Annotated in this window: 23 protein-coding genes, 1 CRISPR repeat array and 1 riboswitch; of the genes, 15 read left to right on the top strand and 8 right to left on the bottom strand. The window is 73.2% G+C overall.

The window, feature by feature from the left end; translation table 11 throughout:
* The first annotated feature begins 75 nt into the window (after nt 1–75).
* The 4 genes from QWJ13_RS29635 (at nt 76) to QWJ13_RS29620 (ending at nt 4,840) form a co-directional block, all read left to right on the top strand.
* Nucleotides 76–276 carry a hypothetical protein gene (locus tag QWJ13_RS29635; protein WP_316528327.1) on the top strand — a complete coding sequence of 67 codons (201 nt, stop codon included), beginning with the start codon at nt 76–78 and terminating at the stop codon, nt 274–276.
* A gap of 318 nt (nt 277–594) precedes the next feature.
* On the top strand, nt 595–2,601 hold the full coding sequence (locus QWJ13_RS29630; RefSeq protein ID WP_316528326.1) for a carbamoyltransferase family protein: 2,007 nt from the start codon (nt 595–597) through the stop codon (nt 2,599–2,601).
* 32 nt (nt 2,602–2,633) lie between these two features.
* Nucleotides 2,634–3,506: an SAM-dependent methyltransferase gene (locus QWJ13_RS29625; protein WP_316528325.1), complete on the top strand. Its 873-nt coding sequence runs from the start codon at nt 2,634–2,636 to the stop codon at nt 3,504–3,506.
* The gene (locus tag QWJ13_RS29620) at nt 3,503–4,840 is read left to right on the top strand and encodes a cytochrome P450 (protein ID WP_316528323.1); all 1,338 of its coding nucleotides are present in this window, start codon (nt 3,503–3,505) and stop codon (nt 4,838–4,840) included. The genes QWJ13_RS29625 and QWJ13_RS29620 overlap by 4 nt, the downstream gene beginning before the upstream one ends.
* A gap of 51 nt (nt 4,841–4,891) precedes the next feature.
* On the opposite strand, the gene QWJ13_RS29615 is transcribed toward QWJ13_RS29620, so the two are convergent.
* Entirely contained in the window at nt 4,892–5,635 is a 744-nt protein-coding gene (locus QWJ13_RS29615) for a (2Fe-2S) ferredoxin domain-containing protein (protein WP_316528322.1), read from the bottom strand.
* A 242-nt stretch (nt 5,636–5,877) separates the two neighbouring features.
* On the opposite strand from QWJ13_RS29615, the gene QWJ13_RS29610 reads away from it, so the two are divergent.
* On the top strand, nt 5,878–7,071 hold the full coding sequence (locus QWJ13_RS29610) for an IS110 family RNA-guided transposase (protein WP_316528320.1): 1,194 nt from the start codon (nt 5,878–5,880) through the stop codon (nt 7,069–7,071).
* Here QWJ13_RS29610 and QWJ13_RS29605 read toward each other — a convergent pair.
* From QWJ13_RS29605 to QWJ13_RS29595, 3 genes are read right to left on the bottom strand one after another with little or no spacing between them, the layout of a single operon-like run.
* Nucleotides 7,045–7,896 carry an ABC transporter ATP-binding protein gene (locus tag QWJ13_RS29605; RefSeq protein ID WP_316528318.1) on the bottom strand — a complete coding sequence of 284 codons (852 nt, stop codon included), beginning with the start codon at nt 7,894–7,896 and terminating at the stop codon, nt 7,045–7,047. The genes QWJ13_RS29610 and QWJ13_RS29605 overlap by 27 nt on opposite strands.
* The gene (locus tag QWJ13_RS29600; RefSeq protein ID WP_316528316.1) at nt 7,893–8,972 is read right to left on the bottom strand and encodes a FecCD family ABC transporter permease; all 1,080 of its coding nucleotides are present in this window, start codon (nt 8,970–8,972) and stop codon (nt 7,893–7,895) included. Before QWJ13_RS29600 ends, QWJ13_RS29605 begins: the two co-directional genes overlap by 4 nt.
* Nucleotides 8,969–9,955, bottom strand: coding sequence for an ABC transporter substrate-binding protein (locus tag QWJ13_RS29595; RefSeq protein ID WP_316528315.1), 987 nt, complete (start codon nt 9,953–9,955; stop codon nt 8,969–8,971). Before QWJ13_RS29595 ends, QWJ13_RS29600 begins: the two co-directional genes overlap by 4 nt.
* Before the next feature lie 80 nt (nt 9,956–10,035).
* Nucleotides 10,036–10,240: riboswitch (cobalamin riboswitch) on the bottom strand.
* A gap of 226 nt (nt 10,241–10,466) precedes the next feature.
* Between QWJ13_RS29595 and QWJ13_RS29590 the strand changes: the two genes are divergently transcribed.
* From QWJ13_RS29590 to QWJ13_RS29575, 4 genes are all read left to right on the top strand, one after another.
* Entirely contained in the window at nt 10,467–11,300 is an 834-nt protein-coding gene (locus QWJ13_RS29590; RefSeq protein ID WP_316528314.1) for an SAM-dependent methyltransferase, read from the top strand.
* A 21-nt stretch (nt 11,301–11,321) separates the two neighbouring features.
* Nucleotides 11,322–12,497 carry a cytochrome P450 gene (locus tag QWJ13_RS29585; protein ID WP_316528313.1) on the top strand — a complete coding sequence of 392 codons (1,176 nt, stop codon included), beginning with the start codon at nt 11,322–11,324 and terminating at the stop codon, nt 12,495–12,497.
* Nucleotides 12,494–13,510, top strand: coding sequence for a Rieske 2Fe-2S domain-containing protein (locus QWJ13_RS29580; RefSeq protein ID WP_316528312.1), 1,017 nt, complete (start codon nt 12,494–12,496; stop codon nt 13,508–13,510). Before QWJ13_RS29585 ends, QWJ13_RS29580 begins: the two co-directional genes overlap by 4 nt.
* 67 nt (nt 13,511–13,577) lie before the next feature.
* Nucleotides 13,578–13,997: a VOC family protein gene (locus tag QWJ13_RS29575; protein WP_316528310.1), complete on the top strand. Its 420-nt coding sequence runs from the start codon at nt 13,578–13,580 to the stop codon at nt 13,995–13,997.
* Nucleotides 13,998–14,009: 12 nt separating this feature from the next.
* Here the strand turns inward: QWJ13_RS29575 and QWJ13_RS29570 are convergent, their stop codons facing one another.
* Both QWJ13_RS29570 and QWJ13_RS29565 read right to left on the bottom strand, forming a co-directional pair.
* Nucleotides 14,010–15,413, bottom strand: a complete 1,404-nt coding sequence (locus QWJ13_RS29570; RefSeq protein WP_316528309.1) for an NDP-hexose 2,3-dehydratase family protein — start codon at nt 15,411–15,413, stop codon at nt 14,010–14,012.
* Nucleotides 15,414–15,418: 5 nt separating this feature from the next.
* Nucleotides 15,419–16,375 carry an NAD-dependent epimerase/dehydratase family protein gene (locus QWJ13_RS29565; protein ID WP_316528308.1) on the bottom strand — a complete coding sequence of 319 codons (957 nt, stop codon included), beginning with the start codon at nt 16,373–16,375 and terminating at the stop codon, nt 15,419–15,421.
* 215 nt (nt 16,376–16,590) lie between these two features.
* Between QWJ13_RS29565 and QWJ13_RS29560 the strand changes: the two genes are divergently transcribed.
* The 5 genes from QWJ13_RS29560 (at nt 16,591) to QWJ13_RS29540 (ending at nt 22,321) form a co-directional block, all read left to right on the top strand.
* Complete coding sequence (locus QWJ13_RS29560) at nt 16,591–17,829, top strand: nucleotide disphospho-sugar-binding domain-containing protein (protein ID WP_316528307.1); 1,239 nt, start codon at nt 16,591–16,593, stop codon at nt 17,827–17,829.
* A complete protein-coding gene (locus QWJ13_RS29555; protein WP_316528305.1) occupies nt 17,826–18,902 on the top strand; it encodes a polysaccharide pyruvyl transferase family protein in 1,077 nt (358 codons plus the stop codon). Before QWJ13_RS29560 ends, QWJ13_RS29555 begins: the two co-directional genes overlap by 4 nt.
* 4 nt (nt 18,903–18,906) lie before the next feature.
* Entirely contained in the window at nt 18,907–19,818 is a 912-nt protein-coding gene (locus QWJ13_RS29550; protein ID WP_316528304.1) for a Gfo/Idh/MocA family protein, read from the top strand.
* 155 nt (nt 19,819–19,973) lie between these two features.
* A CRISPR array of direct repeats spans nt 19,974–21,039; the repeat unit is 29 nt; unit sequence GTCCTCCCCGCACCCGCGGGGGTCAGCCG.
* A 229-nt stretch (nt 21,040–21,268) separates the two neighbouring features.
* Nucleotides 21,269–21,712 carry an SRPBCC family protein gene (locus tag QWJ13_RS29545; RefSeq protein ID WP_316528303.1) on the top strand — a complete coding sequence of 148 codons (444 nt, stop codon included), beginning with the start codon at nt 21,269–21,271 and terminating at the stop codon, nt 21,710–21,712.
* Between the two features lie 69 nt (nt 21,713–21,781).
* Entirely contained in the window at nt 21,782–22,321 is a 540-nt protein-coding gene (locus tag QWJ13_RS29540; protein WP_316528302.1) for a 2'-5' RNA ligase family protein, read from the top strand.
* A gap of 144 nt (nt 22,322–22,465) precedes the next feature.
* Here the strand turns inward: QWJ13_RS29540 and QWJ13_RS29535 are convergent, their stop codons facing one another.
* Together QWJ13_RS29535 and QWJ13_RS29530 are read right to left on the bottom strand one after the other, a co-directional pair.
* Entirely contained in the window at nt 22,466–23,248 is a 783-nt protein-coding gene (locus QWJ13_RS29535) for a maleylpyruvate isomerase N-terminal domain-containing protein (RefSeq protein WP_316528301.1), read from the bottom strand.
* Between the two features lie 262 nt (nt 23,249–23,510).
* Complete coding sequence (locus tag QWJ13_RS29530) at nt 23,511–24,257, bottom strand: SDR family oxidoreductase (RefSeq protein ID WP_316528300.1); 747 nt, start codon at nt 24,255–24,257, stop codon at nt 23,511–23,513.
* Between the two features lie 99 nt (nt 24,258–24,356).
* On the opposite strand from QWJ13_RS29530, the gene QWJ13_RS29525 reads away from it, so the two are divergent.
* Entirely contained in the window at nt 24,357–25,259 is a 903-nt protein-coding gene (locus QWJ13_RS29525) for a LysR family transcriptional regulator (RefSeq protein ID WP_316528299.1), read from the top strand.
* Nucleotides 25,260–25,380 lie beyond the last annotated feature (121 nt).

Genomic DNA, 25,380 nt, shown 5'->3' with positions numbered 1-25,380 from the left:
CCGGGCGACGGGCCGCTCTGGCATGCTCACCCGGTAACCAAGGGTTAACGCAACGTCAACAGCAGGGGGCGGCCGGTGCAGTACACGATCAGCGCGACGGCGTTCATCGCGATCCTCATCGTCGTCCGGCTGCGGCGCCGCACCCAGTCGCGCAGTCGGGCCGACGAGGCGTTCACGGTGTTCACCGCCGTGGTGTTCGGCGTCCTGATCGCCGCGACGGCCGGGGGGCACGCGATCCTCCAGCTCGTCGGGATCGCCGTCGACGCCACCCGCTGACGGGGCCGGCCTGCGCTCACGCCGGGTCGGTGCGCACCGCCGGGACGTGTTCGGGGGCCTCGCGCCGGTCGCGCGTGTGTCCGCGCAGCTGTTCGACGGCGGCGAGCAGCCGGTCGGCGGTCATCTGAGGCGTCGACAGCGATGGTGCCTACCGGGCGCGGCGGCGTCACCCGGGTTTCCGCACCTCCGCGCCCGCGCCCTGGCCTCACCCCCTCCCCGGCAAGCGATTTCGCGCCGAATTCATCCGAACGAGTAGGAATTCGACACCCCCCGCCGCCCCGGTTGCCGCCCCCGATTCCCGCCATTACGTTGGCGAACATGCTGACGCTGGGACTGAACGGCAATTTCTCCCCCGAAAGCTCCGATATCGTGCCCGGCCTGCGCGAGTACCTGTACCATGACGCGGCCGCGGCCCTGGTGCGGGACGGCGTCCTGGTCGCGGCGGTCGAGGAGGAGCGCCTCAACCGGATCAAGCACACGACGAAATTCCCGGTCAATGCCGTTCGGGCCTGCCTCGACATCGCCGGTGCCACTCCGGACGAAATCGACGCGGTGGGCTATTACTTTCCCGAGCACTATATCGATCTCATGCTCAACGGCCTCTACGTCGACAATCCCGCCGTTCCGCTGCGCTATTCACGCCGACTCATCAAGGACCGGCTGCGGGAGGCGCTTGGCTGGGAGCTTCCCGACGACCGGCTGTACTACGCGTCGCACCACCGCGCCCACGCGGCGTCCGGCTTCGCGCGCTCCGGGATGGTGGAGGCGCTGGTCGTCGTCCTCGACGGGATGGGGGAGGACTGCTCGGGAACGGTCTTCAGCGCCACCGACGGCACGCTGGAGCCGGTCCACAGGTTCGCCATGCACAAGTCGCTGGGCCTGCTCTACCTGGGCGCCACCCGCCACCTGGGGTTCCGTTTCGGCGACGAGTACAAGGTGATGGGCCTGGCCCCGTACGGGGACGCCGCCGTCTACCGCCCGGTGTTCGAGTCGATGTACTCGCTGGGGCCGAACGGGGACTACGAGCTGCCGCCGCACGCGCTGTCCCTCGACTTCGTCGGCAACCTGTTCTTCGCCCACGGCCTGGCGCCCCGGCGCTCCGGCGCCCCGCTGGAGCGGCAGCACAAGGACTTCGCCGCCGGACTCCAGGAGACGCTGGAGCGGATCGTGCTGCACGTCCTTAGGCACTGGAGCCTGGCCACCCGGCACACCAGGCTGGTGTTCAGCGGCGGCGTCGCCCAGAACTGCAGCCTCAACGGCGCCGTCCTGCGCTCGGGGCTGTTCACCGAGGTGTTCGTCCACCCGGCCTCCCATGACGCGGGTACGGCGGAGGGCGCGGCCCTGCTCGCCCAGGAGGCGCTGGGCGGCAGCCCGGTACGGCTCAAGGAGCGGCTGCGCAGCGCGAGTTGGGGCCCCGGCCTGGGTAGCGCCCGAGCCGTGGAGGAGAAGCTGGCGGCGTGGGGCCCGCTGGTCGAGTACGAGCGGCCGGCGGACGTGGTCGAGACGACGGCCGGGCTGCTCGCGCAGGGCGCCGTCGTCGGCTGGGCCCAGGGCCGCTCCGAGTTCGGCCCGCGGGCGCTGGGCAACCGCAGCATCCTCGCCGATCCCCGGCCGGCGGACAACCGCACCCGGATCAACGCGATGATCAAGAAGCGGGAGGGCTTCCGGCCCTTCGCCCCGATGGTCGTGCCCGAGGCCGCCGCCACGTACTTCGAGCTGACCGACACGGCCGCGAACCACGACTTCATGTCCTTCGTGATGCGGGTGCGCCCCGAGCACCGGGAGGGGCTCGGCGCCGTCACCCATGTCGACGGCACCGCCCGACTCCAGATCGTCGCCCCGGAGGTGAACGAGCGCGTCCACCGCCTCGTCACCCGCTTCGGCGCCCTCACCGGCACCCCGGTGCTGCTCAACACCTCGATGAACAACAACGCCGAACCGGTCGTCCAGAGCGTCGAGGACGCGCTGACCTGCCTGCTCACCACGGACCTCGACTGCCTCGTGGTGGAGGACTTCCTGGTCCGCCGGCGCCCCGGCTTCCTGCTCGCCCTCGACGGCCTGGTGCTCTCCCCGCGGCCGGTCACCAAGCTGGAGAAGAGCATCCGGGCGGGCCGGGCCGTCTCCCACGAGATCCTCCTGGACTACGCCACCGGCCCGCGCGCCGAGGTGTCCCCGGAGCTGTTCGCGCTCCTGGAGCGGGCGGACGGCCGGCAGACGGTCGGCGCGCTCGCCCGCGCGGCCGCCGCCGGCCTGACCGACCGGACCAGGGCCGAGCTGCACGCCCTGTGGCAGCGGCGCTTCTTCACCCTCGCCCCCTGCGCTTGACCCTCCGAAGCCCGCAGCCGAAAGGACGTCGCATGCACACCTCCGAGTACCTCCGGCTGGTACGGACCCCCGCCGACCGGCAGGACCACTACGCCCGCGTCGTCGACCGCTACTACGAACTGGTGACGGAGGTCTGCCGCGAGATCTGGTCGGACTCCTTCCACCTCACCTGGTTCACCGAGGGCCAGGGCCTGCCGGAGGCGCAGCGCGCCCTCCAGCACTGGCTGGCCGACCGGGGCGGCTTCACCGCGGGGGACCGGCTGCTGGACGTCGGCTGCGGCATCGGCGGCCCGGCCGCGGCGATCGCGCGGCGCACCGGCGCCGAGGTGACGGGCGTGAACATCTGCGGCCACCAGGTGGAGGTCGCCCGCTCGCTGCACCGCGACAGCGAGATCGGGCGGCGGCTGACCTTCCTGGAGGCGGACGCGATGGCGCTGCCGTTCGCTCCCGCCGAGTTCGACGGCGCCTTCTCCATCGAGGCCCTGTGCTACACCCCCGACAAGCCCCGCGCCTACGCCCAGGTCGCCCGGGTGCTGCGCCCCGGCGGCGGCTTCACCGGGGTCGACTGGTTCTGCGCCGACGGCCTCTCGGCGGCGGACCACGCGCGCTGGGTGGAGCCGATGTGCCAGGGCTTCGCCATCCCGGACGTCATCCCGTTCGGCGCGCTCCCGGAGCACCTGGAGGCCGCCGGGTTCGAGGTCGAGTCGGTGTCCCGCTACGAGGACCACGGCGACATCGCCCCCAACTGGCAGGACCACCAGCCGCCCGACGACGACCTCGCGGACGGCTTCGAGCGCCTGATCGCGGGCTCGATGCCGGCCCTGCGCGAGGGCATCGAGCAGGGCAAGCTGGTCATGGGCTGTTGGGTCGCCCGCAAGAAGGACACCGAGGGCGAACGGGCATGACGGGCCGTGGCAGGACCGCCCCGGGCGCGCTGCCCGTCCTCGGCCACGCGCTGCCGCTCGGCCGCCGGCCGCTGGACTTCCTGGCCTCCCTGCCCGCGCACGGCGACCTGGTCAGGATCAAGCTCGGCCCGGTGCCGTTCCACGTGCTCTGCGATCCGGACCTCGTCCACCAGGTCCTCGTCGACGACCGGACGTACGACAAGGGCGGCGCGATCTTCGACCTCGTGCGGACCCTGGCCGGCAACGGGCTGGCGACCTGCCCGCACCGCGACCACCGCCGCCAGCGCCGGCTGCTCCAGCCGGCCTTCCACCGCGACCGGCTGCCCCTGTACGCCGAGGTGATGTCCTCGGAGATCACCGCGATGCTCGACGGCTGGCGCCCGGGCCGCCGGCTCGACGTGCTGGCCGAGATGAACGGGCTCACCGCCACCCTCGCGACCCGCACCCTGTTCGCCGCGCACCTCGACGACGCGACCTTCGCCGAACTGCGCCAGTGCATGCACGACGCCCTGACCGGCATGATGCGCCGGATGATCCTGCCCTGGCGCTGGCTCAACCACCTGCCCACCCCCGGCAACCGCCGCTTCGAACGGGCCCGCCGACGGCTGCGGCACTACGTCGCCCGGCTCACCACCGACTACCGGCGCACCGGCGTGGACCACGGGGACCTGCTGTCCATCCTGCTGGCCGTCCGCGACGACGACGGACGGGCCCTGACCGAGGCGGAGATCCACGACCAGGTCTTCACCTTCTACCTCGGCGGCAGCGAGACCACCGCCCCGCTGCTCTCCTGGGCGCTGTACCTGCTCGCCCGCAACCCCGGCGTGCGCGAACGCCTCCACGCCGAGGTCGACGCCGTGCTCGGCGGGCGCATCGCCGGGCACGACGACCTCCCCGCCCTGGACCTGACCCGCCGGGTGCTGCTGGAGACGCTGCGCCTGTACCCGCCGGGCTGGCTGTTCACCAGGGTCACCACCCGGCCCGTCGAGCTGGCCGGCCACCGCCTCCCGGCCGGCTCCGTCGTCCTGTACAGCCCGCACATCGTGCACCACCGGGCCGACCTCTTCCCCGACCCCGAACGCTTCGACCCCGACCGCTGGCGCGACGACACCGACCGGCTGCCCCGGGGGGTGTTCACCCCCTTCGGCGGCGGCGCCCGCAAGTGCATCGGCGAGGTCTTCGCCACCATCGAGGCCACCCTCGCCCTGGCCTCGATCACCGCCCGCTGGCAGCTCGACCCCCTCCCCGGCGCCCGCACCCGCCTGGCCCCGCGCCTCTCCTCCCACCTGCGCTCGCTGCCGATGTCCCTGCGGGAGCGGCGAACGGCCGTGTAGGGCGGGGGCGCCGCCCTGGCCCGCGGCCGGGCGGCGCCCCCGTGCTCGCGATCAGCCGTCGTGCCGGCCCGCCTGTTCCCCCCGGTGGCGGGGGAGCCGGTGGGACTCGACCGGCCGGCCGCCGGCGAGGTGCTCGGTGACGATGCGGCCGGCGACAGCCGGGTCGACCTTCCCGTACCAGACGTCGTCCGGCTGCACGGTGACGACGGGGCCCTGGTTGCAGGGGAACTGGCACCCCGTCTGGGTGAGGAGCACGTCGTCGTCGCCGAGGCCCTGCTCGGTCAGGTCGTGCATCAGCGTGCGCAGCACCTCCTCCGCGCCCATGGCCGCGCACCGCGGGCCGCGGCACACCAGGGCCTGGTGCCGGTGGCCGGGGACGTCCTCCCAGGCCGCGGAGGTGATGCCGGGTTCCGCGCCGGTGACGGCCTTCGTCACCGCGGCCACCGTGGCGACCGCCTCCGGCGAGTCGGCGAGGCGGGTCGCGACGAGGAGTTCGGGACGGTGGCCCGCGCGCTCGCGCCACCAGTGCGCGGCGATCCGCCGTAGCCAGGAGTGGGCCGGGCCGGGAGCCGCGAGGCGGACGCCGATCACGACCACGGTCTCGGCGCCCGCGTCGGCCAGCCTGGTCAGCTCGGCCGACAGCGAGGGGTCCGCCTGCTGGAGGAAGGCGATCGAGGCCCGGTGCGTCGCCGCCGCCCGGAGGAGTTCGTCGCGACGGACGGCCTCCCCGGCCGACATGCCGACCAGGAGCACGGCACTGCGGCGGGCGGGGGCATCCGGGACGGGGGAGGTCATGGCGTGGTCCTACCTTTCTGGATGTGGGTCAGCTCGGGTCATTCGTAAGATCGGAGCGCCCAGGGGTTCTGGGTATGGCTGATGAGCGGGCCGCCGTCGGATGGCTCAAAGGACTTGGCCGCCCGGAGCCTCGCGACGGCTCGACCGCCAATTGGGAGACGCGACTCGATCGCTGCTGTAGGACAACGTCGGCGAGGTCGTCTGCGGGTGTGAGGTGACACTGCGAGCTGGCGGAGGGGAACGTGCCCGAGATCTGGGCCGGGGTGGACATCGGCAAGGAACACCACCACTGCGTGGTCATCAACGCCGACGGTGAGCGGCTGCTGTCCCGCCGGGTTCTGAACGGCGAGGCCGAGCTGCTGGAGCTGATCGGCGACGTCCTGGCGATATCCACCGACGTGCTGTGGGCTGTCGACCTCAACCATGGCGGTGCCGCACTGCTGGTCGGCCTGTTGCTCGGCCACGACCAGCCCATGGCCTACCTGACCGGCCTCGCGGTCTACCGGGCCTCGGCCACCTACAAGGGCGGCGAGGGCAAGACGGATGCGAAGGACGCCTTCGTCATCGCCGACCAGGCCCGCATGCGCAAGGACCTCGGGCTGCTGCGGCCGGGTGACGAGGTCGCCGTCGACCTGCGGACGCTGACCACTCGGCGCTTGGACGTAGTCTTCGACCGCACTCGGCAGATCAACCGACTCCGGGCCCAACTGCTGGAGATTTTCCCCGCGTTGGAGCGTTCGCTGGAGCTCGTGAACAAGGGTCCGGTCATGCTGCTGACCGGCTACCAGACCCCGGCCGCGATCCGCCGGGCCGGCGCCAAACGGATCGAGACCTGGCTGAGGAACCGCAAGGTCCGCGGCGCCGCCGCGCTTGCGAAGACGGCTGTGGAGGCCGCCCAGGCCCAGCTGACCGCGCTGCCCGGGGAGAAGCTGGCCGCCGCCATGGTCGCCCGCCTCGCGAAGGGAGTGATGGCCCTTGATGAGGAGATCGCCGAGCTCGACGCCCTGATCGAGGCCCGGTTTCGCGAGCATCCGCACGCCGAGGTGATCCGCAGTCTGCCGGGCATGGGCCCCAGGCTCGGAGCCGAGTTCATCGCCGCCACCGGCGGTGACATGGACGCCTTCGGCAGTGCTGATCGTCTGGCCGGGTTCGCCGGCCTCGCCCCCAGACCCCGCGACTCCGGCCGCGTCAGCGGCAACCTCCGCAGGCCCAAGCGATACCACCGCGGCCGGCTGCGGAGCATGTACCTCTCGGCCATGGTCAGCACCACGACGTGCCCCGCCTCCAAGGCCTACTACCAGCGCAAACGGGCCGAGGGGAAGGGCCACAAGCAGGCCCTGCTCGCTCTCGCCCGGCGCAGGCTCAACGTCCTGTGGGCGATGATCCGTGACGGACAGTGCTATCAAGATTCACCTCCCGTCACGGCTGCGGCTTGACATCACGATTGGGAAGTCCTTTCGGTGGAGCAGTCCGTTCCAGCGGATGTGCGGTCTGTCGTGCCGGGGGTGTCGCTCCACGGTGACGTCGACGCCGTAGACGCGCGCGACCATGGGCGAGGTGAGCACCTCGGAGACCGGCCCGTGGGCGACCAGTCGGCCGTCGAGCAGGACGGCGACCTCGTCGCAGTAGGCGGCGGCGAGTTCGAGGTCGTGCAGCGCGGCCACCGTGGTGATGCCCAGCCCGCGGACGGTTTCCAGGAAGCCGAGCTGGTGGCGCAGGTCGAGGTGGTTGGTGGGCTCGTCGAGCAGGAGCACCCCGGGCTCCTGCACCAGCGCCCGCGCGAGCTGGACCCGCTGCCGCTCGCCGCCCGACAGCGTCGGCCAGGACCGGTCGAGCAGGTGGCCGACGTCGGCCGCGGCGACGGCGTCGGCGAACACGGACCGCTCGTGGGCGTCGGCGGCGGCGGTCGTCGGCACGGGCCAGCGGCCGCGGTGCGGCGTGCGTCCGAGCTCGATGACCTGACGGACCGGCAGCGACAGCCGGGTGTCCGCCTGCTGCTCCATGAAGGCCATCTGCCGTGCTCGTCGGCGGGCCGTGAGCGCGTGGAGGTCCTCCCCGTCCAGGAGGACCCGCCCCGCGCTCGGCCGGGTCAGTCCGGCGACCGCGCGCAGCAGGGTGGTCTTCCCGGCGCCGTTGGGCCCGAGCAGGCCGGTGACCCGGCCGGGGCCGAACGCGAGCGAGACCTCGTCCAGCAGGGTGGCCGCGCCGACGCGCACCCGCAGCCCTTCCGCGCGCAGCCCGACGGGGGGCGCCGGCGTCACTGTGCCCTCCCGTCGGCCCGCCCCTGGCGCCACAGCAGCCAGGCGAAGAAGGGCGCTCCGAGCCCGGCCGTGATGACGCCGACGGGGATCTCCCGCTCGGGGAGGACCGAGCGCGCCACGATGTCGCTGCCGACCAGGAGGGACGCGCCCATCAGGGCCGACACGGGCAGCAGCAGGGCGTGGCGCGGGCCGCAGACGAGACGGACCACGTGCGGTACGACCAGGCCGAGGAACCCGATGACGCCGGTGTGGGCGACCAGGCACGCGGTCACCAGCGCGGCGGTGGCGACGAGGACCCAGCGGGTGCGCTCGACGTGGACGCCGAGGGAGCGGGCGGAGGTCTCGCCGAAGGCGAAGGCGTCCAGGTCGCGGGCCGAGGAGGCCAGGACCGTGACACCGGCCAGCGCGACCGCCGTCAGGAAGACGGCGGTGGGCCAGCGCACGCCGGCGACCGAGCCCAGCGTCCACTCCATGACACCGCGCGCCGCGTTGCGGTCCCCGAGGACCATCACGACGAACGAGGTGTAGGCCCCGCACATCTGTCCCACCGCGATGCCGGCGAGCACGGTCCGGGTGGTCGGCAGCGACCGGGTGCGCGCCCCGGCCAGGGCCAGGACGACGGCGGCGGCGAGCAGCGCGCCGGCGAAGGCCGCCGTCGCCACCGCTCCGGTGCCCTCGGCGCCGGTCACCCCGACGCCGAGGACGATCACGGTGACCGCGCCGGCGGCGGCTCCGTCGGAGATCCCGAGCAGGAACGGGTCGGCCAGGTCGTTGCCGGTCAGCGTCTGCAGCACCGCGCCGCAGACCGCGAGGCCGGCGCCGGTGGCGGCCGCTCCCAGGACCCTGGGCAGCCGCAGCTGCCAGACGATCCGGTCGTCCAGCAGGGTCACGTGCGGGTCGCCCAGCCCGAGACGGCGCAGGACGACGTCGATCACCGTCCGGAGCGGCTCGGGCTGCGAGCCCACGGCCAGGCCGAGGAGCACGGTGGTCAGCAGCAGGGCCACGCCGACGGCCAGGACCGCCGTCGCGCGGCCCCGGCCGGAGCGCCGCGCGACGGGGTGGGGCGCGGTGGTCATGAACCCGGGCGCAGCCGGCTCAGTCCGGCGGACACCTTGGCGGCGCCGTCGGCGAGCAGCACGCCGGGGGTGGACTCCGAGAACGGCAGCACCACGAAGGCCTTGCGCCGCACGGCCGCGAGCCGGCTCAGGACGGGGTCGTTCTCCAGGTAGTCGATCCTGGACTGGGCCGAGTCCCAGTCGGCGTCCGCGAGCACGATGGCGTCCGGGTCCGCCGCGACGACCTTCTCCCAGCTCACGGTCTGCCAGCCGCCGGGCAGGTCCCCGAAGACGTTGGTGGCGCCCACGGCGTCGAGCACCAGCTGGGGTCCGCCGTGGCCGGCGCCGACGAACGGCGTCTTGGTGTCCGAGTCGTACCACAGGACCTTCAGGCCCTTGCCCGCGGCCGTCGCGGTCAGCTGGGCCAGCTGCTGCTCCTGCTGCTGCCGGATCGCGGCGGCCCGGTCCGTGACACCGAAGACCTTGGCGACGTCGTTCAGCTCGCCCCACGCCGCCTGCCAGGTCGTCGGCGGCACCAGGGACTTGTCCGAGCAGCCGAACGGGGACACGTAGGACGGGATGCCCTGGCCCCGCAGTTCCTCCCGGGTGCCCGCGACCTTGTCGGTGTACGCGCTGGAGTAGGAGGCGTACAGGAAGTCGGGACGGGCCGCGAGGAGGTTCTCCTTCGTCGGGTACTTCTTGGAGAGCACCGGGACGGAGTCGTAGGCCGCCTTCCACTTCTCCGGGACGGCATCGTCGAGGTAGGCGGTACCGGCCATGCGGGACTGCAGGCCGAGGGCCAGGGCCACCTCGGTGGCACCCTGGTTGAGCGTCACCAGCCGCTCGGGCGGTGCGCCGACGGACACGGTGGTCCCGCAGTTGTCCACGCTGACCGGCCCGGCGCTTCCGGTCGCCCCGCCGGACGCGACGGGCGCGGGGGCGCCGGTGCAGGCTCCGAGCACGCCGATGAACAGGAAGGCCCCGAGCACCCGGCCGGCGCGCATCGCACCGGTGGGACGAGCGGAACATATGGAACGAAACGGACGCGGCTGACCGCTGGGCACGTGTTCTCCAAAACCCTCGTGGAACATGTCGCGCCGTGGCCGGTCTCCTGGCTTCCGCATCGACGCGCCGCGACCGACCTTCCCAAGCGGCTCTTGTGACCCGCCCAGTGGCCCTGACCGCTGGGCAAGCCGGTCAGCGAGGGCCGCGACACTCCGCGGCAACAGTGGCGAGGGCCGCACCGGACTTCGACCGGTTTCCCGTGCACCACGGCGTTGGCACGGTATCAGGCGTGGTCAAAGCGGTGCCGCCCGGCTCCTGGGACGGCCGCCCGGGCCGCTCGCGGCGCCGCCCGTCGCCTGGAGACCGGCGGCGTTCCTCGGACAAGTGGAGTACCCGCACGACGCGCCCGCTCCCCCGTACGGTGCCGATCGCCCGCGCGGTGTTTCGGCCCCCGGCCGCACGCGATAGTGATCGTGCGGCAGACGACGGCGGTCACCCCCAGGAGGACAGATGGCAGAACGCGTCCCGGCGCCGAACGCTCCCGTACCCGAGGAGGTCGGGCGGATGTACGACCGGATGACCCTGCTCGGCGCCGACCTCCTGGGGAACGGGCACGGCTACAACGCCCACCTCGGCTACTGGGACGGCCCGCACAGCGAGCTGACGTACGACCAGGCCACCGACCGGCTCACCGACGTCATGGCGCAGCGCCTGCGGCTCGGCTCCGGGGCCCGCCTGCTGGACGTCGGCTGCGGGGTGGGCGCCCCGGCCGTACGGATCGCCCGCCGCACCGGCGCCGAGGTGACGGGCATCGCGGTCAGCCGGGAGCAGATCGCCCGCGCCGACGAGCTGGCGCACACCGCCGGCCTCCGGGGCCAGGTGTCCTTCCGGCAGGCCGACGCCATGGACCTGCCGTACGCCGACGCCTCCTTCGACGCCGTCCTCGCGATCGAGTCGATGCCCCACATGCCCGACCGGGGGCGGGTCCTGCGGGAGATGCGCCGGGTGCTGCGCCCCGGCGGCAGGGTCGTGCTGACCGACTTCTTCCGACGCCGCTCGCCGTCCCCCGCCACCCACCCGCTGCGGCAGACCATGGGCTCGACGACCGTGCCGCTCGACGACTACCCGGCGATCCTGCGGGCGGCGGGCCTGGAGTTCGTCGAGATGCTGGACATCACCGAGGAGACCGTGCCCCGGTCCTTCGCCGCCCTGGCGGAGCAGGCGAAGGACCTGCACCTGGCGCCGGAGGACACCGAGGCCCAGTGCTACTTCAACCCCCAGGCCGTCATCGACACGGACCTGCTCGGCTACCTCCTCGTCGCCGCCCGGCGACCGCGGGACTGAGCCACCCCCGTGGAGGGCGCCATGACCGTCGCGGCGCAGCTGCCGTTCGACCAGCACGACCCGCTGCGCCTCGCGCCCCGGCTGCGCGAGCTCCAGGCCCGGGGCCCGGTGCACCGGGTGCGCACCGCGCTGGGGGACGAGGCGTGGCTGGTCACCGGCCACGCGCGGGTCCGCCGGCTGCTGGACGACCCGAGGCTCGGCCGCTCCCACCCGACGCCCGAGACCGCGGCCCGCACCGGCGAGACCCTGTTCGACGCGGTGCTCGGCGACTTCGACACCGAGGCCGCCGACCACGCGCGCATCCGTACGCTGCTGCAACCGCACTTCTCGCCCCGGCGGATGCGGGAGCTGCGCCCGCGCGTCGAGGCCCTGACGGCGGGCCTGCTGGACGAGCTGACCGGGCACGGCCCGCCGGCCGACCTGCACGCCGGGCTCGCCGTGCCGCTGCCGGTCCTGGTGATCTGCGAGCTGCTGGGCGTCCCGTACGAGGACCGCGACCTCTTCCGCGCGGCCACCGAGGCCGCCGCCGACACCGGCGACCGGGCCCGTTCGCAGCGCGGGGTGGGCGAGCTGTTCGCCTACGGGCGCGAGCTGGTCGCCCGCAAGCGCGCCCAGCCGGGCGACGACGTGATCTCCCGGCTGGCCGCGGCCGAGGGCGTCGGCGACGAGGAGGCCGCCGGGCTGTCGATGGCCCTGCTGTTCGCCGGGCACGAGACCACCGTGGTGCACATCGGGCTGGGGGCGCTGCTGCTGCTGGCGAACCCCGAGCAGTGGCGGGCCTTGGTGGCCGATCCCGGGCTGGTGCCGAAGGCCGTCGAGGAGATCCTGCGCGCCTCGGCCAAGGGCACCGCCGGCGGCATCCCCCGCTACGCGCGCGAGGACCTGGACATCGACGGCACCGCCGTACGGGCCGGGGACCTGGTGCTGCTGGGCCACGGCGCCGCCAACCACGACCCCGCCGTCTTCCCCGACCCGGACCGGCTCGACCTCGCCCGCCCGGCCCCGGCGCACGTCACCTTCGGGCACGGCGCCCGCTACTGCCTCGGCGCGCCGCTGGCCCGGATCGAGCTCCAGGCGGTGTTCACCCAGCTGGTCACCCGTCTCCCGACGCTGCGTCCGGCCGTCGACGCTGACGGGCCGCGGATGCGCCACGGCGCGCTGACCGGCGGGCTGGCCGCCCTCCCGGTGCACTGGTGAGGCCGCTCCGCAGGCCCCCGGGCGCCACGGCGGCCCACCGGGCGTACCCGGCGGCGCCGCTGCCCTACCCCGACGGCTGGTTCTGCCTCGGCTTCGGTCACGAGGTCGGCCGGGGCCGGGTGGTGACGCGCCGGCTGATGGGCGAGGACGTGGTCCTGGCCCGCGGCGCGAGCGGCGTGCTGCGCGCCCTGCGCCCGCACTGCCCGCACCTGGGCGCCCACCTCGGGGTGATGGGCAGTGTCCGGGGCGAGGAGATCACCTGCGGCTTCCACCGGTTCGTGTTCAGCCTGGACGGGCCCTGCCGGCGCACCTCGTACGGGCAGACGGCGCCCCGGGCGGCGCTCGGCACGCTGCCGGTGCGCGAGAGCGGCGGGCTGATCCTGGTGTGGGGCACCCGGGACGGCTCGCCGCCGAGCTGGGAGCCGCCGGTGCTCCCGGTGGGCCGGCCGCTCCCGCGCGGGAGGGTGTTCGAGGTCGCGAGCCATCCGCAGCAGATGACCGAGAACGTGGTCGACTTCGGGCACCTGGAGCAGCTCCACGGAGCGACCCTCGGGACGGCCCCCGAGGTGTCCTTCGCCGGCCCGGTCTGCACCGGCCGCTTCCAGGTCACCCGGACGCTCCCTCGCCTCGGCCTGGTCCGCGTCGACTACGCCTTCTCGGTCCACGGGCTCGGTCTGACGGTCATCGAGTGCGAGCTGCCGTGGCGCGGGGCCGCCGCCCGGTTCTTCGCCCTGCCCACCCCTATCGAGCCCTGGCTGAGCCACTTCCGGATCGCCGCCACGGCGACGGCCGGGCCGGTCAAGGGCGTCCCGCGGGCGCTGTCGCGGCCCGTCGGCGCGGCGGCCTCGCTGCTGCTGCGCGATGCCTTCTTCCTCGTCCACGCGGCCGGCAGCTCCCTGGACCTGCCGGTGTGGCACTACCAGAAGTACCAGGCAGGGCCGCGGCTGGCGCCGGGTGACGGCCCGATCGGCCGGTACCGCCGGTGGGCGCGGCAGTTCTACGGGGACTCGTGAGGTCCACCGGGATTCGTGAGCTCCACAGGATTCGTGAGGCGCCCCGTCGCGCCCGGGAGGTTGCCGTATGCCGTTCACCACCTGCATCAGCGTGCGGGACACCGCCGCCAGCATCGCGTTCTACCGGGGCCTCGGATTCGAGGTGGACTCCAGCATCGCCACCCCCGGCGACGACGTCCACCTGCTGCTGCACCGGGGCGCCTTCTGCGGGCTGCTGTACAGCAACGCCGACCTGAAGCGGTGGCTGCCCGCGCTCGCCGACACCCCGATCAGCCTGGCCGGCATGCTGTACCTGACCGTCGACGACTTCGACGCCTTCCACGCCCTGGTCTCCGGCCGGGCCGAGGTCGTCAAGGGCCCGCTGACGGACCACCTGGGCCAGCGGGTGTTCTACTTCCGGGATCTCGACGGGTACGTCATCGGCATCCACGACAACGCGGCCTTCCGCGCCTCCGGCCTGGCCGAGTACGGAGAGAGCGGCCGTTGACACTCACCTGCGTCACAGCAGGCAGGCCATCAGGCTGCGGGTCTCCACGTTGACGTAGTAGCCCAGCCGCATCAGCCGGTTGAGCAGCCCCAGGGACATCCACCGGTAGTGGGCCGGCGCCTCGACCGCCTCGTCATCCGGGACCCGGATCACCACGTGCCGGGTGTCGGCGTGCTGGAAGCGCCCGCCGTCCTCGGACTGCACCGCGTCCACCACCCGCCACGACGGGTCGCAGTCCAGCAGCCCGGCCAGCGGCGGGTGGTCCTGCGGCCCGTCGTAGTTCCCCGGGGTCAGCTGGATCGTCGCGGCCAGCTCGACCCGGTCGGTGGCACCGGGCTGGGCCATCGCCTGGACCAGGAACTCCAGGGTGCCCCGGCGGCACCGGCAGACGAAGGCGACGACGTTGCCGGGGTTGGGGCGCAGCATCGGCTGCGCCCACGCGGCCACCTCGCGGCTGGTGGCCCCGACCGACAGTCCGACGATCTGGAAGTAGCGGCCCTCGTCGTGCCGGATGCTCTGCTCGTCGCAGGTCCACCCGGCCATCTCCCGCAGCGCGATCCGGCGCACGTCGAGGTCGAACCTGGCCTTCTGGTCGATCAGCCAGGTCATCGCGCGGGCGAGGTCGCCGTCCGAGGTCTGCCGCTGGTGGGAGCGGACGACCTCGGCGTGGAAGCCCTGGCACTCTCCGCGTTGGCGCGCCGCGTCCGTGCGCGTCGCGTACGTGCGCGTCGCGTACGTGATGGCGGAGAGCACCGTGCGCGCGTTCATGTTCACCCGGTTGCCGAGCGCGAGCAGCCGCCGCAGCTGGCCCAGGGTCAGCCAGGTGAACTCCTCGCCGACCGGCACCTCCTCGTGGGGCGGGATCTCGACGATCATGTTGCGGTTGCGCTTGTAGAGGTACCAGGAGGAGTGCTCGGACAGCAGCTGGTCGAAGACGACGGCCCGCCGGCCGGGGCGCAGGAAGTAGTCCAGGTACGGGGTCGCCTTCCCGCCGTGCACCCGCTGGTAGTTGCTGGGGGTGGCCTGCACGGTCGCGGAGTACTGCACCAGCGCGCTGTTGCCCGGCTCCATCTTCGTCTGCATCAGGAAGTGCCGGACGCCTTCGATGCGCTTGACCAGGATGCCGAGGACGCCGATGTCGGGCTGCACGATGACCGGCTGGCACCAGTGCGGGGTGCTGCCGAAGTTCGTCCGCACCGCGAGGCCTTCGACGGTGAAGAAGCGGCCCGAGCGGTGGCCGATCCGGTCCTCGCCGAGGTGCCAGTCGGTCAGCGCACCCAGCGGCACCTGCTCCACCCGGAACGCGGAGGCGGCGGCGCGCTCCCGGAGGAAGGCCTCCGGGTCCGGGGTCAGCGGCGTGTCCACCGTGTGCGCCGAGGCGAGGAAGTCCTCGGCGCCCGTGACGAGGACCGACATCCCGCTCAGCCCCCCGCGCCTGTCCGCAGGGTGCGGCCCATCAGCTCGATACCCGCCTCGGGAGGCAGCGGCGCGAAGTCGACCAGCGAGCGCAGCAGCGAGGCGTCCACCACCAGGCTGCCGACGTCGGTGCCGGCGCTCGGCCCCCGTACGACGGGGATGGTCCGGCGCATCACGGCGGAGACCCGGTCGACCACCTCGGCCACCGAGTAGCCCACCCCGGAACCGAGGTTGACGGTGCCCGGCAGCTCCCGGCGCAGCGCGAGCAGGTCGAGGACCGCCCGGACGAAGTCGTCCACGTGCAGGAAGTCCCGGCGCTGCTCCCCGCTGCCGTGCAGCCGAAACGGTTCTCCGGTCAGGGCGCAGCGGAACGCCGCCGACACCACGCCCTGCCCCCGGGAACTCGGCAGGAGCCGGCCGTAGACGTTGGAACAGCGCAGGGCGCAGCACCGCAGGCCGTGCACCCGCCGGTAGAACTCCAGGTAGTGCTCACCCATCAGCCGCGACATGCCGTACGGGGAGGTCGGCCGCGCCCGGTGGCTCTCGGCCCGCAGCCCCGGGGCCGCGCCCGGCGCGTAGACGCCGCCGGCCGAGGAGAGGAAGACGATCAGGGTGGCCGGGCTCAGGGTGCGCACGGCCTCGCAGACGTTGATCAGCAGCGACAGGGTGTCCACGGCGTCGGCCTGCGGCTCGTGCGCCGAGGGGACGGGGAAGCGGCCGCCGGCGGCGACGACGACGGCGTCCGGGCGTCGGCTTCGGGTGAGGACGGCGGGCAGCTCGTCGGCGCCGCTGCCGCGGACCAGCCTGACCGTCGTGGCGGGTCCGCGGTGCAGGCCGTACGGGTCGGAGCGCCCGATGACGGTGACGTCCCAGCCCCGGCGCTCGGCGCCGGCCGCCAGGGCGCTGCCCAGGAACCCCGCTCCGATGACGGCGGCGCGGACCACATCGGTCGGCTCGTCCATGGCCCCTGCTCCTCCGTTCGGGATGGCTTCGGGATGGCTTCGGGATGGCGGCAGAACGGAGGTGTAACCCGCGCGCCACGGCGCCTACCCCGAACCGGACTCGATTGGCCCAGGTGGATGTGCGCCCGGCCGCGGGCCCGGCCAGGGTGAAGCCGACCCTGTCTCGCCTTCTCGGACCCTCGCCTTCTCGGACTCTCGCCTCCTCGGAGCTGCGCATGCGGATCGTCTTCGTGTCCCTCCCGGTGAAGGCCCACCTCAACGCGGTGATCCCGCTCGCGTGGGCGCTGCGCGGCGCCGGGCACGACGTCGTCCTGACCGGCGACTGGGGTCCGGAACGGGACGCCACCGGGCACATCACCGCCTCCGGACTGACCGCCGTCCCGCTGGGCCGTGAGGGGGACGTCTCTCCGGTGCGCCCGGGTGCCCACAACGAGTCCGGCTTCCTGGCCCTGGACCCGGAGCAGGCCGCCGAGGGCGAGTGGGAGCGGTTCCGGGCGGCGCTGCGCTACCTGTACACGGAGGTGTACGCGCCCGGCACCGAGGTGGGGGAGCAGTGCGGCCTGCTGAGGAAGCTCGTCTCCTTCACCCGCTCCTGGCAGCCGGACCTCGTCCTGTGGGACATGCTGGCCTTCCCCGCCCCCGTGGCCGCGCGGCTGTGCGGCGCCGCCCACGCCCGGATCGTCTGGGGCACGGACACCGTCGGGATGCTCCGGACCCGGACACCGGGGGACTCCTACGCCGACTGGCTGCGGCCGATGCTCGCCCCGTACGGGCTGCCGTACGGCGAGGACCTCCTGCTGGGTCAGTGGTCCGTCGACCTGGGCCGGCCGCACCCGTACGAGCTGCCCGGGCGCAGCGTCCCGGTGCGCCGGATCCCCTTCAGCGGCTCGGCGGTGCTCGCCCCGTGGCTGTGCGAGCGCCCCCGGCGGCCCAGGGTCGTGCTGACCCTCGGCGTGACCAGGCAGGAGATCCACCGCCGGGAGTCCGCGTTCCCGCTGCGGGACTTCCTCGACGCGGCGGGCGGCCTGGACGCGGAGGTGCTGGTCACCCTGACGGACAGTCCCGTGCCGCTCCCGCCCAACGTACGGGCCGTCGGCTACGTGCCGTTCGACCAGCTCCTGCCGACCTGCTCGGCGATCGTCCACCAGGGCGGCCGCGGCACCTTCGCCTCGGCCGCCGCCTTCCGGGTGCCGCAGATCGTCGTCCCGCAGCCACTGTGGGACGAGAGCGCCACCGCCCGCCAGGTCGCCGCCTACCGGGCCGGGCTGTCGCTCGACCTGGCCGGGCTCGACGGCACAAGCCTGTGCAAGGCGCTGGTCCGGGTACTCACCGAGCCCGCCTTCCGGGAGGGAGCGCAGCGACTGCACACCGACCTGATGGCCGACCCCGCGCCGACGGACTGCGTCACCCGGCTGGAGGAGCTGACGGCGCTGCACCGGGGCCGTCGCGCATGACCGCTCTCGTGTACCTGGTCTGCCCGGCCGGCATCCCCAACTACGGCGACGAACTCATCGCCCTCACCTGGCTGCGCCACCTGGCCCGGGTGGCCCCCGACGCCGACGTGGTCGTGGACTGCCTCTACCCCGAGGCGGCCGCCGCGCACCTGGGCGGGGCCCACCCTCGGGCCCGGTTCACCAGCGTGCTCTGGCCGTTGTGCCTGCGCCACTGGCCCGACGGGGACCCGGCCGGGGTGGCGGAGGCCGTACGGTCCTCCGCGTCGGCCTTCCTGCACCGCGCGGACGTCCTGCACCTGCTCGGCGGCGGCTACCTCAACGCCATCTGGCCGGCCTTCACCGGCCTGCTCGCGGGCATCGCCACCGCCGCCGAGACGACCGGCGCCCGGACGGCGATGACCGGCCAGGGCCTCTGGCCACCGGCCGCCTCCATGGCCCTGACCCGCTCCCTGGTCGGGCGCTTCGACGTGGTCGACGTCCGGGACGCGCCCTCCGCCCGCCTCGCCGGGCTCACCCCCTCGCCCGACCACTGCGACGACGTCTTCCTCGGGTACGGGCCCCACCTGGTGCGTCCGGCGGACGAGGAGGTGCCGGAGGCCATGGTGTGCGCGCAGTCGTTGCTCGCCGGCTCTGTTCCCGAAACCGTCCGGCTCATCGCCTCGCTGCTGCGCGCGTGGAAGGTGACGGACGTGGGCCTCCTGGAGTGCTCGCCGGACAAGGACCGGGACGTCCTGGCCGCCGCCCACGAACTGCTGCCCGGCGCCCGCCGCTACTCGCTCGACGACGTCCTCGCCCACGGACTGCCCGCCCGCCCCGGCCAGTGCTGGATCAGTACCCGCTTCCACCCCCACGCGGTCTCCGCCGCAGCCGGCGCCCCCGGCCTGGCACTGGTCGTACGACCCGACTACTACGACGTCAAACACCGCTCACTGATCGACGCCGGCTCCTCCTGGCAGCTGCTGCACGGGCCGGCCATCCCCGACCGCCCCACCGGCGGCGGCTTCGACGCCGAACGGCTGGCACACCTGCGGGCCGCCAAACTGGCCGTGGCCGAACGCATCTACGGGAGCTGACCTCGTGGACCTGCTGCTGATCGGACTGTCCCGATTCGCCCGCCGCCGGATCCTGCCCGCCGCCGCGGCGGTAGCCGGGATCACCGCCGTCTCCATCGCCAGCCGCCACGCCACCGATGCCCTCCACCGCGATTGGCGCCTCGCGCTGAAGACGCACCCGCCCGGCCTGGCCTACGTGTCCTTGACCAACGACGAACACGCCGACGCCGTCCGGCACGCGCTCGACCACGGCTGGCACGTGGTGGTCGACAAACCCGCCCTGCCCGACCTCCCGACCGCCGAACGGCTGGTGGACCTGGCCCGCCGCTCATCCCTGCTCCTCGCGGAAGCCACCTGCTACGCCTTCCACCCGATGTTCTCGGTGATCACCCGCCACGCGGCCGAGGCCACCAAGGCCGTCGCCGTCTTCACCCCACCGGTCCCGGCCACCGACTTCCGCCACGACCGCGCCAAGGGCGGCGGCGCCCTCCTCGACACCGGCCCCTACCTCGCCTCCCTCGGCCGCGTCCTGTGGGGCCACGAACCCGAAGAGGTCAGCGTCATGGTCACCGACCGCACACCGGACGGCCTCGACCTCTCCTACAGCGCCCTCGCCCGCTACCCCGGCGGCAGGACGGCCATCGGCCACTTCGGCTTCACCAGCACCTACCGCAACACCCTGCAGCTCCTGGGCCCCGACGAGGCCGTCGACATCGAGCGCCCCTTCTCCCTACCGCCGGACACCGCCCCCACCCTGACGGTCCACCGCGACGGGGCGCAGCACGCCCACCGACTACCGCCCGCCGACAGCATGCACCGCTTCCTGACCCGGGTGATGCACGCCATCCACACCGGCTCCCGCGCGTTCGACGCCCCACTCCTCAGCGACGCCCGCACCCTCGCCCGCCTCCGCCACGCGGCGGGCGACGGCCGCTGACAAGCGCCGCTTCCGACCGCGGATGCGCGCCCGGACGCATAGGATGCCCCGCAAGCCCTTTGACACCTCAACACCCACGCGCAACGTTCAAGGGCCGCCGCACCCAAGCACGCAAAGAACTGGCAAAGCCGCCACATCGCCCCAGCTCAAAAAGGGTCCTCCCCGCACCCGCGGGGGTCAGCCGTCCTGGCTGAACTTGGAGCAGTCGATGACGACGTCCTCCCCGCACCCGCGGGGGTCAGCCGCCGCGCGGGGTGAACAGCGGCGCCGGCGGCCCGTCCTCCCCGCACCCGCGGGGGTCAGCCGCTGGAGGAGTTCGAGCTCGGCCCTGGCGGCGAGTCCTCCCCGCACCCGCGGGGGTCAGCCGCTGGCGGCCGCCGTGGAGGCGGTCGGCGACGCGTCCTCCCCGCACCCGCGGGGGTCAGCCGTTCACCGCTTGCGTGCTCTTGTTGGTGATGACGTCCTCCCCGCACCCGCGGGGGTCAGCCATTCGGCCATGTGCACGCCCTCGGTGGTGCGGGGTCCTCCCCGCACCCGCGGGGGTCAGCCGGACGACCAGCAGCTGCCCGACGACCAGCAGCTGTCCTCCCCGCACCCGCGGGGGTCAGCCGCTGGAGGACGTCCAGGACGCCGCCGATCACCGGTCCTCCCCGCACCCGCGGGGGTCAGCCGATCTCGCCGGCCTGCGAGATCACGAACGAGTAGTCCTCCCCGCACCCGCGGGGGTCAGCCGATTCTGCGGCACGGTCGGCAGTCGTCGGGATTGTCCTCTCCGCACCCGCGGGGGTCAGCCTCACCCCCGAGGAACTGCGCATCGCGCTCAAGGGTCCTCCCCGCACCCGCGGGGGTCAGCCGATCACCGACCACGGCGCGTTCGGCTACCAGAAGTCCTCCCCGCACCCGCGGGGGTCAGCCGGGCGAGCGGTCGGGGGACCTGGTAGTGCCTGGGTCCTCCCCGCACCCGCGGGGGTCAGCCGTTGAGGTGGACCTGTGTCCATCATCCCCTACAGTCCTCCCCGCACCCGCGGGGGTCAGCCGGACCACACAGGCTCTGCCGGTCGACCGGCAACGTCCTCCCCGCACCCGCGGGAGTCAGCCGGCCACCACACCGGCCTCGGTCGCGTACCGGTTGTTCTCCCCGCACCCGCGGGGGTCAGCCGGCGTCGACCTTGATCGAATCGACCTCGGGCACGTCCTCCCCGCGCCAGCGGGAGTCAGCCGGCCGCGTTGCTGGACCGCATCGCCACCGGCAGTCCTCTCTCACCGCCGGCCTCGAAGAAGGCACGCCGCTGGAGGAGATCCGCAAGGCCATCGCCCACCGGGCCATCCCGCTGTCCACCGCGATGCCCTGGCCCGCCCTCCAGGCCCGGCTGCGCTACGTCCTGCTGGCCGCCCCCGACGACCGGCCCACCGCCACCGAACTCGCGAAGCTCATCGAAGCGGTGGACGGGTGATCGAGCTACGGGAGCTGGGCTTCGGCGACGCCGAGGCCGTGCCGCGGATCTACAGCGCGGAGTCGACGAAGCACCTGGGCCGGGCACCGATGGACGCCCACGAGGTCTTCGCCTACCTCGCGCGGCCCGGGAACCTCCCCCGCTGGAACTACGCGCTCGACACCACCGAGCGGACCTCCCCGGGACCGATCGGCGTCGGCAGGACCTACCGCCAGACCCGCCACCTCCCTCGCCCCGCCGAGGAGCACTTCCGCGTCACCGCGTACGACCCCCCAGGCCTGCTGACCGTGGACGGCGACTTCGGCCCGTTCTCGGGAACCGCCACCTACCGGCCGACCGCCGTCGACCGGCACACCACCCGGCTGGTCAACAGCGTCCACCTCACCGCCTCCGGAGCCCTCAAGGCCGTCGCCGCGCTCGCCGCCGGTGAGAGGACATGACGTCCGCGTCGCGCTGAGGACGCTGCGCGACCTCGAAACGAAGATCGATCGGGTGGCATCATGTCGCTCATGGCTGAGGACGGTGCGGGCGGGTATCGGACGGGCGAGACGGCGCTGATCATCAAGGTGCCCGAAGCCGAGCCGGTCGTGGGTGGATGGCGTGAGCGGTTCGACTCTTCCGTGGCCGTCGGGATTCCAGCGCACGTGACCGTGCTCTATCCCTTCCTGGATCACGATCGCATCGGTGATCAGGTTCTGGGCGAACTCGGTGAACTCCTCGGTGCCCACAGCGCCTTTGACGTCGGGTTCCGGGGCTGTGGCCGCTTTCCGGGCGTGCTCTATCTCGCCCCGGTGCGGGAGGACCGGCTACAGGCGCTCACCTTGGCCGTGGCCGCCCGATGGCCGGAGGCGCCGCCGTTCCGGGGACGGTTCACCGACGTCGTTCCTCACCTGACGGTGGCGTACGGCCAGGAGCCGGGTGTGTTCGACGAGATCGAAGCGGACCTTTCGGGCCGGCTGCCGGTCACGGCGCGTGTCGGTTCCGTCCACCTGTTGGTGTACGACGGCACCGTGTGGTCCGAGCGCGCGGAGTTCGCTCTGCGGGGCTGACGGGCCGGAGCCGGTCAGCTGTTTGAGCGAGGGGGAGCTGTGGTCCACCAGGCGCAGCCGCACGAAGTACGGGCCGTACCCGCCGACAGGCAGGTACGGCCCGATGAACTGCCACTGCGCATCGGATAGTTGCTCCAGGCAGTCCTACTGCATGTCCCACCCTTCCAGCAGCTCGAAGAGGTGCCGGTCGCCTTCGAGCTCCAGGGAGTCCAGCGGGATGCGGCCGTAGAAGGACAGGACCAGGTCGCTCGCCGTACCCCGGACGGAGGCGTCGACCGACTCCGGGTCCTCGCCGGCGGCGGGAGCGGATTCGGGCAGACGGACGGCCCGCGAACCGTCGGCGGAGAGTGACTGGCGCCAGGAGCCGCCCCCGGTGACGTGATAGTCGACGACGGCGGGCTTGTGCGGCCAAGCGACCGTCGTGGTGCAGCAGGTGAACAGGAAGTCCTCGACACCGTCGAGCGCCACCTCCTGCGGCAGCGGCTCCGGGGCGCCCACGGTGAGCTGGGCGTCGTAGGTGTGCATCGCGATCTCCTGGAGCTGGTGCCGGGCGACGGCACCGCAGGTCCGCGGCGACTGCGACGCGCCCCACCACGCCCAGCAGCCGCGCTCCGGGCCGGCCTCCCGCAACGCGTCCAGCATCTGCTGCGTCGACTCGGCCAGCCAGGCGAGCAGGGCCTCGCGCTCCTGCGGCGCGGTCAGGCCCTCTCCCGCCAGCTTGCCCGAGGCGTCCGGCCCGGCCGCGACCGTGGCGGCCCAGGCGCGACGCCCCCCGCCCAGGTGGTGCACCAGGTCGAGCAGCGTCCACTCGGGGCAGGTCGGCACCTGCACGTCGAGGCTGGGGGCGGCGGCGATCGCGGCGCGGAAGGCCGCTGACCGCTCGTCGATCAGGCGCAGCAGCTCAGGGAAGTCCAAGATCTTGTTCACCCGGGTGTTCTATCACTGGACGGCGGAGACGCAACAGCGATTATTCGCGGGCCGGCCTCCGCCTTCGCCGCGCGATGACAGGCCAGGACGAAGGCGGCGCTCGACGATGCCGGCGAAGGGGGAACCCCGCGCCGCACGACGTAGCCCCGGCGGATGACTTCGGTACCTCCCGGGGGCTACGAACGACGCCGGAATGTTTGCCGCTACCTTGGCGACCGCGCCGGCTGACCGGCAACCCCCGAGGGATCGACACGGCACGGCACTAGAGTTGCGAACCCCCTCCGTCGACAGGGAACTCCGCTCCCGTCGAGAAGGTCGCTCCGAACGCCAAGTACGCCACCGCGGCGGCCACTTCCTCGGACGTCCCCAGCCGCTGCATCGGGTTGGTGCTCCGGTAGGCCTCCTTCCGTGCCTCGACGACGTCGACGGGCAGCGACGAGCGGTCCAGGATGCCCGAGTCGACGGGGCCGGGGCTCACGGCGTTGACGCGCACCTTGCGCGGCAGCAGCTCACGGGCCAGGGTGCGCGTCATCGACCGCAGGGCCGCTTTGCTCGCCGAGTAGACGCTGAGCGCGTCGAGGCCCAGGACGTTCACCACCGACGTGGTGAGGACCACGCCGCTTCCCTCGCGCAACAGCGGCGCCAACGCCTGCACGGTGAAGTACGGGCCCTTGACGTTGATGTCGAACAGCTCGTCGTACATCTCCTCCGTCGTCGAGTCGAACGGCGCGGACGCGGTGACGCCTGCGTTGACGAACAGCGCGTCCACCGTGCCGAACCGCTCCCGGACGGTACCGGCCAGCGCCTTGATGTCCTTCGGGGACGCGGCGTCGCTACGGACGGCGATCGCGTGCTTCCCCAACTGCTCCGACGCGGCGTCCAGGGTGGCCCTGGTGCGGCCGGTGATCAGGACGTGCGCCCCGCCGTCCGCGAACAACCGGGCCGTGGCCAGGCCGATACCGCTGCTTCCGCCCGTGATCACGATCTTCTTGCCGTCATAACTGGTCATGCCCTCCAGCCAAATGCCCACCCGCGCGCCGTGTCCAAGACCTGTTCCGCATGCCGCCATGCCCCAGGCGTATGGCAGCGCGCGACGTACCCTGGGCGAATGGACGTCGATCTGCGGCTCGTGCGCTACTTCACGGTCGTGGCGGAGTACGGCAACTTCGGCCGGGCCGCCACCAGGCTGCACCTGGCGCAGCCGTCGCTGAGCCGTCAGATCCAGCGGCTGGAGGCCCAGCTCGGTGTCCGGCTCTTCGACCGCTCGCCGCAGGGCAGCAGCCTCACCGACGCCGGTCAGGCCTTTCTCCCCGGGGCCCGGACACTGCTCCAGGAGGCCGAGCGAGCCGCTCACACGGCCAGAGCCGCCGTCCGGCCCCGTGCCATCACCGTCGGCTACGCCGAAGGACTGGTCATCACCGCCTGGGTGCAGGAGCTGCGCCGCCGGCACCCCGACGGCCAGGTCCGCACCCGGCACCTCGACTGGCGGGACACCCAGGCCCTCGCCGAGGGGCGGGTCGACGCCCTCCTCGCCTACGGCCCCCTGCCCTTGCCCACGGACGGCTTCCGGGTGGCCAGGCTCCATGAGGAGTCGCGGGTACTCGTCATGTCGGCACGTCATCGCCTGGCGAACGGAAGACCCGTCAGCCTGCGCGCTCTGGCGGACGAGGAACTGGTGACCTGCGCCGGCACACCCGTTGTCTGGAGCACGCCCAAGCCGGTCGGCGACCGCCCGGCACCGCCCCCGCCCGCGATCGACGACAGCTTCGAGGACAAGCTGGAACTCATCGCCACCGGCCACTGCGTCGCGCTCTTCCCGGCCGGCGACCGACGTGCTGCCGTGCGCGAGGACATCGCCCTGGTGCCCGTCATCGACGTCGATCCCTGCGAGGTCGTGCTCGTCACGCGCGCTGACGACCGCAACCCGCTGCTCGGATCGCTGGAGGACGTCGCACGCACATGGCTCGGCGCGGCCTCCCGCCGGGAGAACGACGAACTGCCGGTCGGCTGACCGCCGCCGCGCTGCCCTCGCCGGCCTGGACCGGCCGGACGGTCGACGGCCCAGCGGCGGCCCCGGCGGGGCCGTGGCGGTTGCGATCACCCATACGGCGTAACAGGCTGAAAGTGGAAGC

The sequence above is a fragment of the Kitasatospora brasiliensis genome (genome assembly GCF_032654805.1).
GTDB lineage: Bacteria > Actinomycetota > Actinomycetes > Streptomycetales > Streptomycetaceae > Kitasatospora > Kitasatospora brasiliensis.
This window is presented reverse-complemented; position numbering and strand designations above follow the sequence as displayed.

Excerpts from the sequence above, each read along its gene's own strand:
- QWJ13_RS29525 (WP_316528299.1), top strand. The coding sequence starts at position 24,357 with ATGGACGTCGATCTGCGGCTCGTGCGCTACTTCACGGTCGTGGCGGAG.
- QWJ13_RS29585 (WP_316528313.1), top strand. The coding sequence starts at position 11,322 with ATGACCGTCGCGGCGCAGCTGCCGTTCGACCAGCACGACCCGCTGCGC.
- QWJ13_RS29590 (WP_316528314.1), top strand. The coding sequence starts at position 10,467 with ATGGCAGAACGCGTCCCGGCGCCGAACGCTCCCGTACCCGAGGAGGTC.
- QWJ13_RS29565 (WP_316528308.1), bottom strand. The coding sequence starts at position 16,375 with ATGGACGAGCCGACCGATGTGGTCCGCGCCGCCGTCATCGGAGCGGGG.
- QWJ13_RS29575 (WP_316528310.1), top strand. The coding sequence starts at position 13,578 with ATGCCGTTCACCACCTGCATCAGCGTGCGGGACACCGCCGCCAGCATC.
- QWJ13_RS29530 (WP_316528300.1), bottom strand. The coding sequence starts at position 24,257 with ATGACCAGTTATGACGGCAAGAAGATCGTGATCACGGGCGGAAGCAGC.
- QWJ13_RS29560 (WP_316528307.1), top strand. The coding sequence starts at position 16,591 with ATGCGGATCGTCTTCGTGTCCCTCCCGGTGAAGGCCCACCTCAACGCG.
- QWJ13_RS29555 (WP_316528305.1), top strand. The coding sequence starts at position 17,826 with ATGACCGCTCTCGTGTACCTGGTCTGCCCGGCCGGCATCCCCAACTAC.
- QWJ13_RS29600 (WP_316528316.1), bottom strand. The coding sequence starts at position 8,972 with ATGACCACCGCGCCCCACCCCGTCGCGCGGCGCTCCGGCCGGGGCCGC.
- QWJ13_RS29540 (WP_316528302.1), top strand. The coding sequence starts at position 21,782 with ATGGCTGAGGACGGTGCGGGCGGGTATCGGACGGGCGAGACGGCGCTG.
- QWJ13_RS29625 (WP_316528325.1), top strand. The coding sequence starts at position 2,634 with ATGCACACCTCCGAGTACCTCCGGCTGGTACGGACCCCCGCCGACCGG.
- QWJ13_RS29615 (WP_316528322.1), bottom strand. The coding sequence starts at position 5,635 with ATGACCTCCCCCGTCCCGGATGCCCCCGCCCGCCGCAGTGCCGTGCTC.
- QWJ13_RS29570 (WP_316528309.1), bottom strand. The coding sequence starts at position 15,413 with ATGTCGGTCCTCGTCACGGGCGCCGAGGACTTCCTCGCCTCGGCGCAC.
- QWJ13_RS29595 (WP_316528315.1), bottom strand. The coding sequence starts at position 9,955 with ATGCGCGCCGGCCGGGTGCTCGGGGCCTTCCTGTTCATCGGCGTGCTC.
- QWJ13_RS29630 (WP_316528326.1), top strand. The coding sequence starts at position 595 with ATGCTGACGCTGGGACTGAACGGCAATTTCTCCCCCGAAAGCTCCGAT.
- QWJ13_RS29620 (WP_316528323.1), top strand. The coding sequence starts at position 3,503 with ATGACGGGCCGTGGCAGGACCGCCCCGGGCGCGCTGCCCGTCCTCGGC.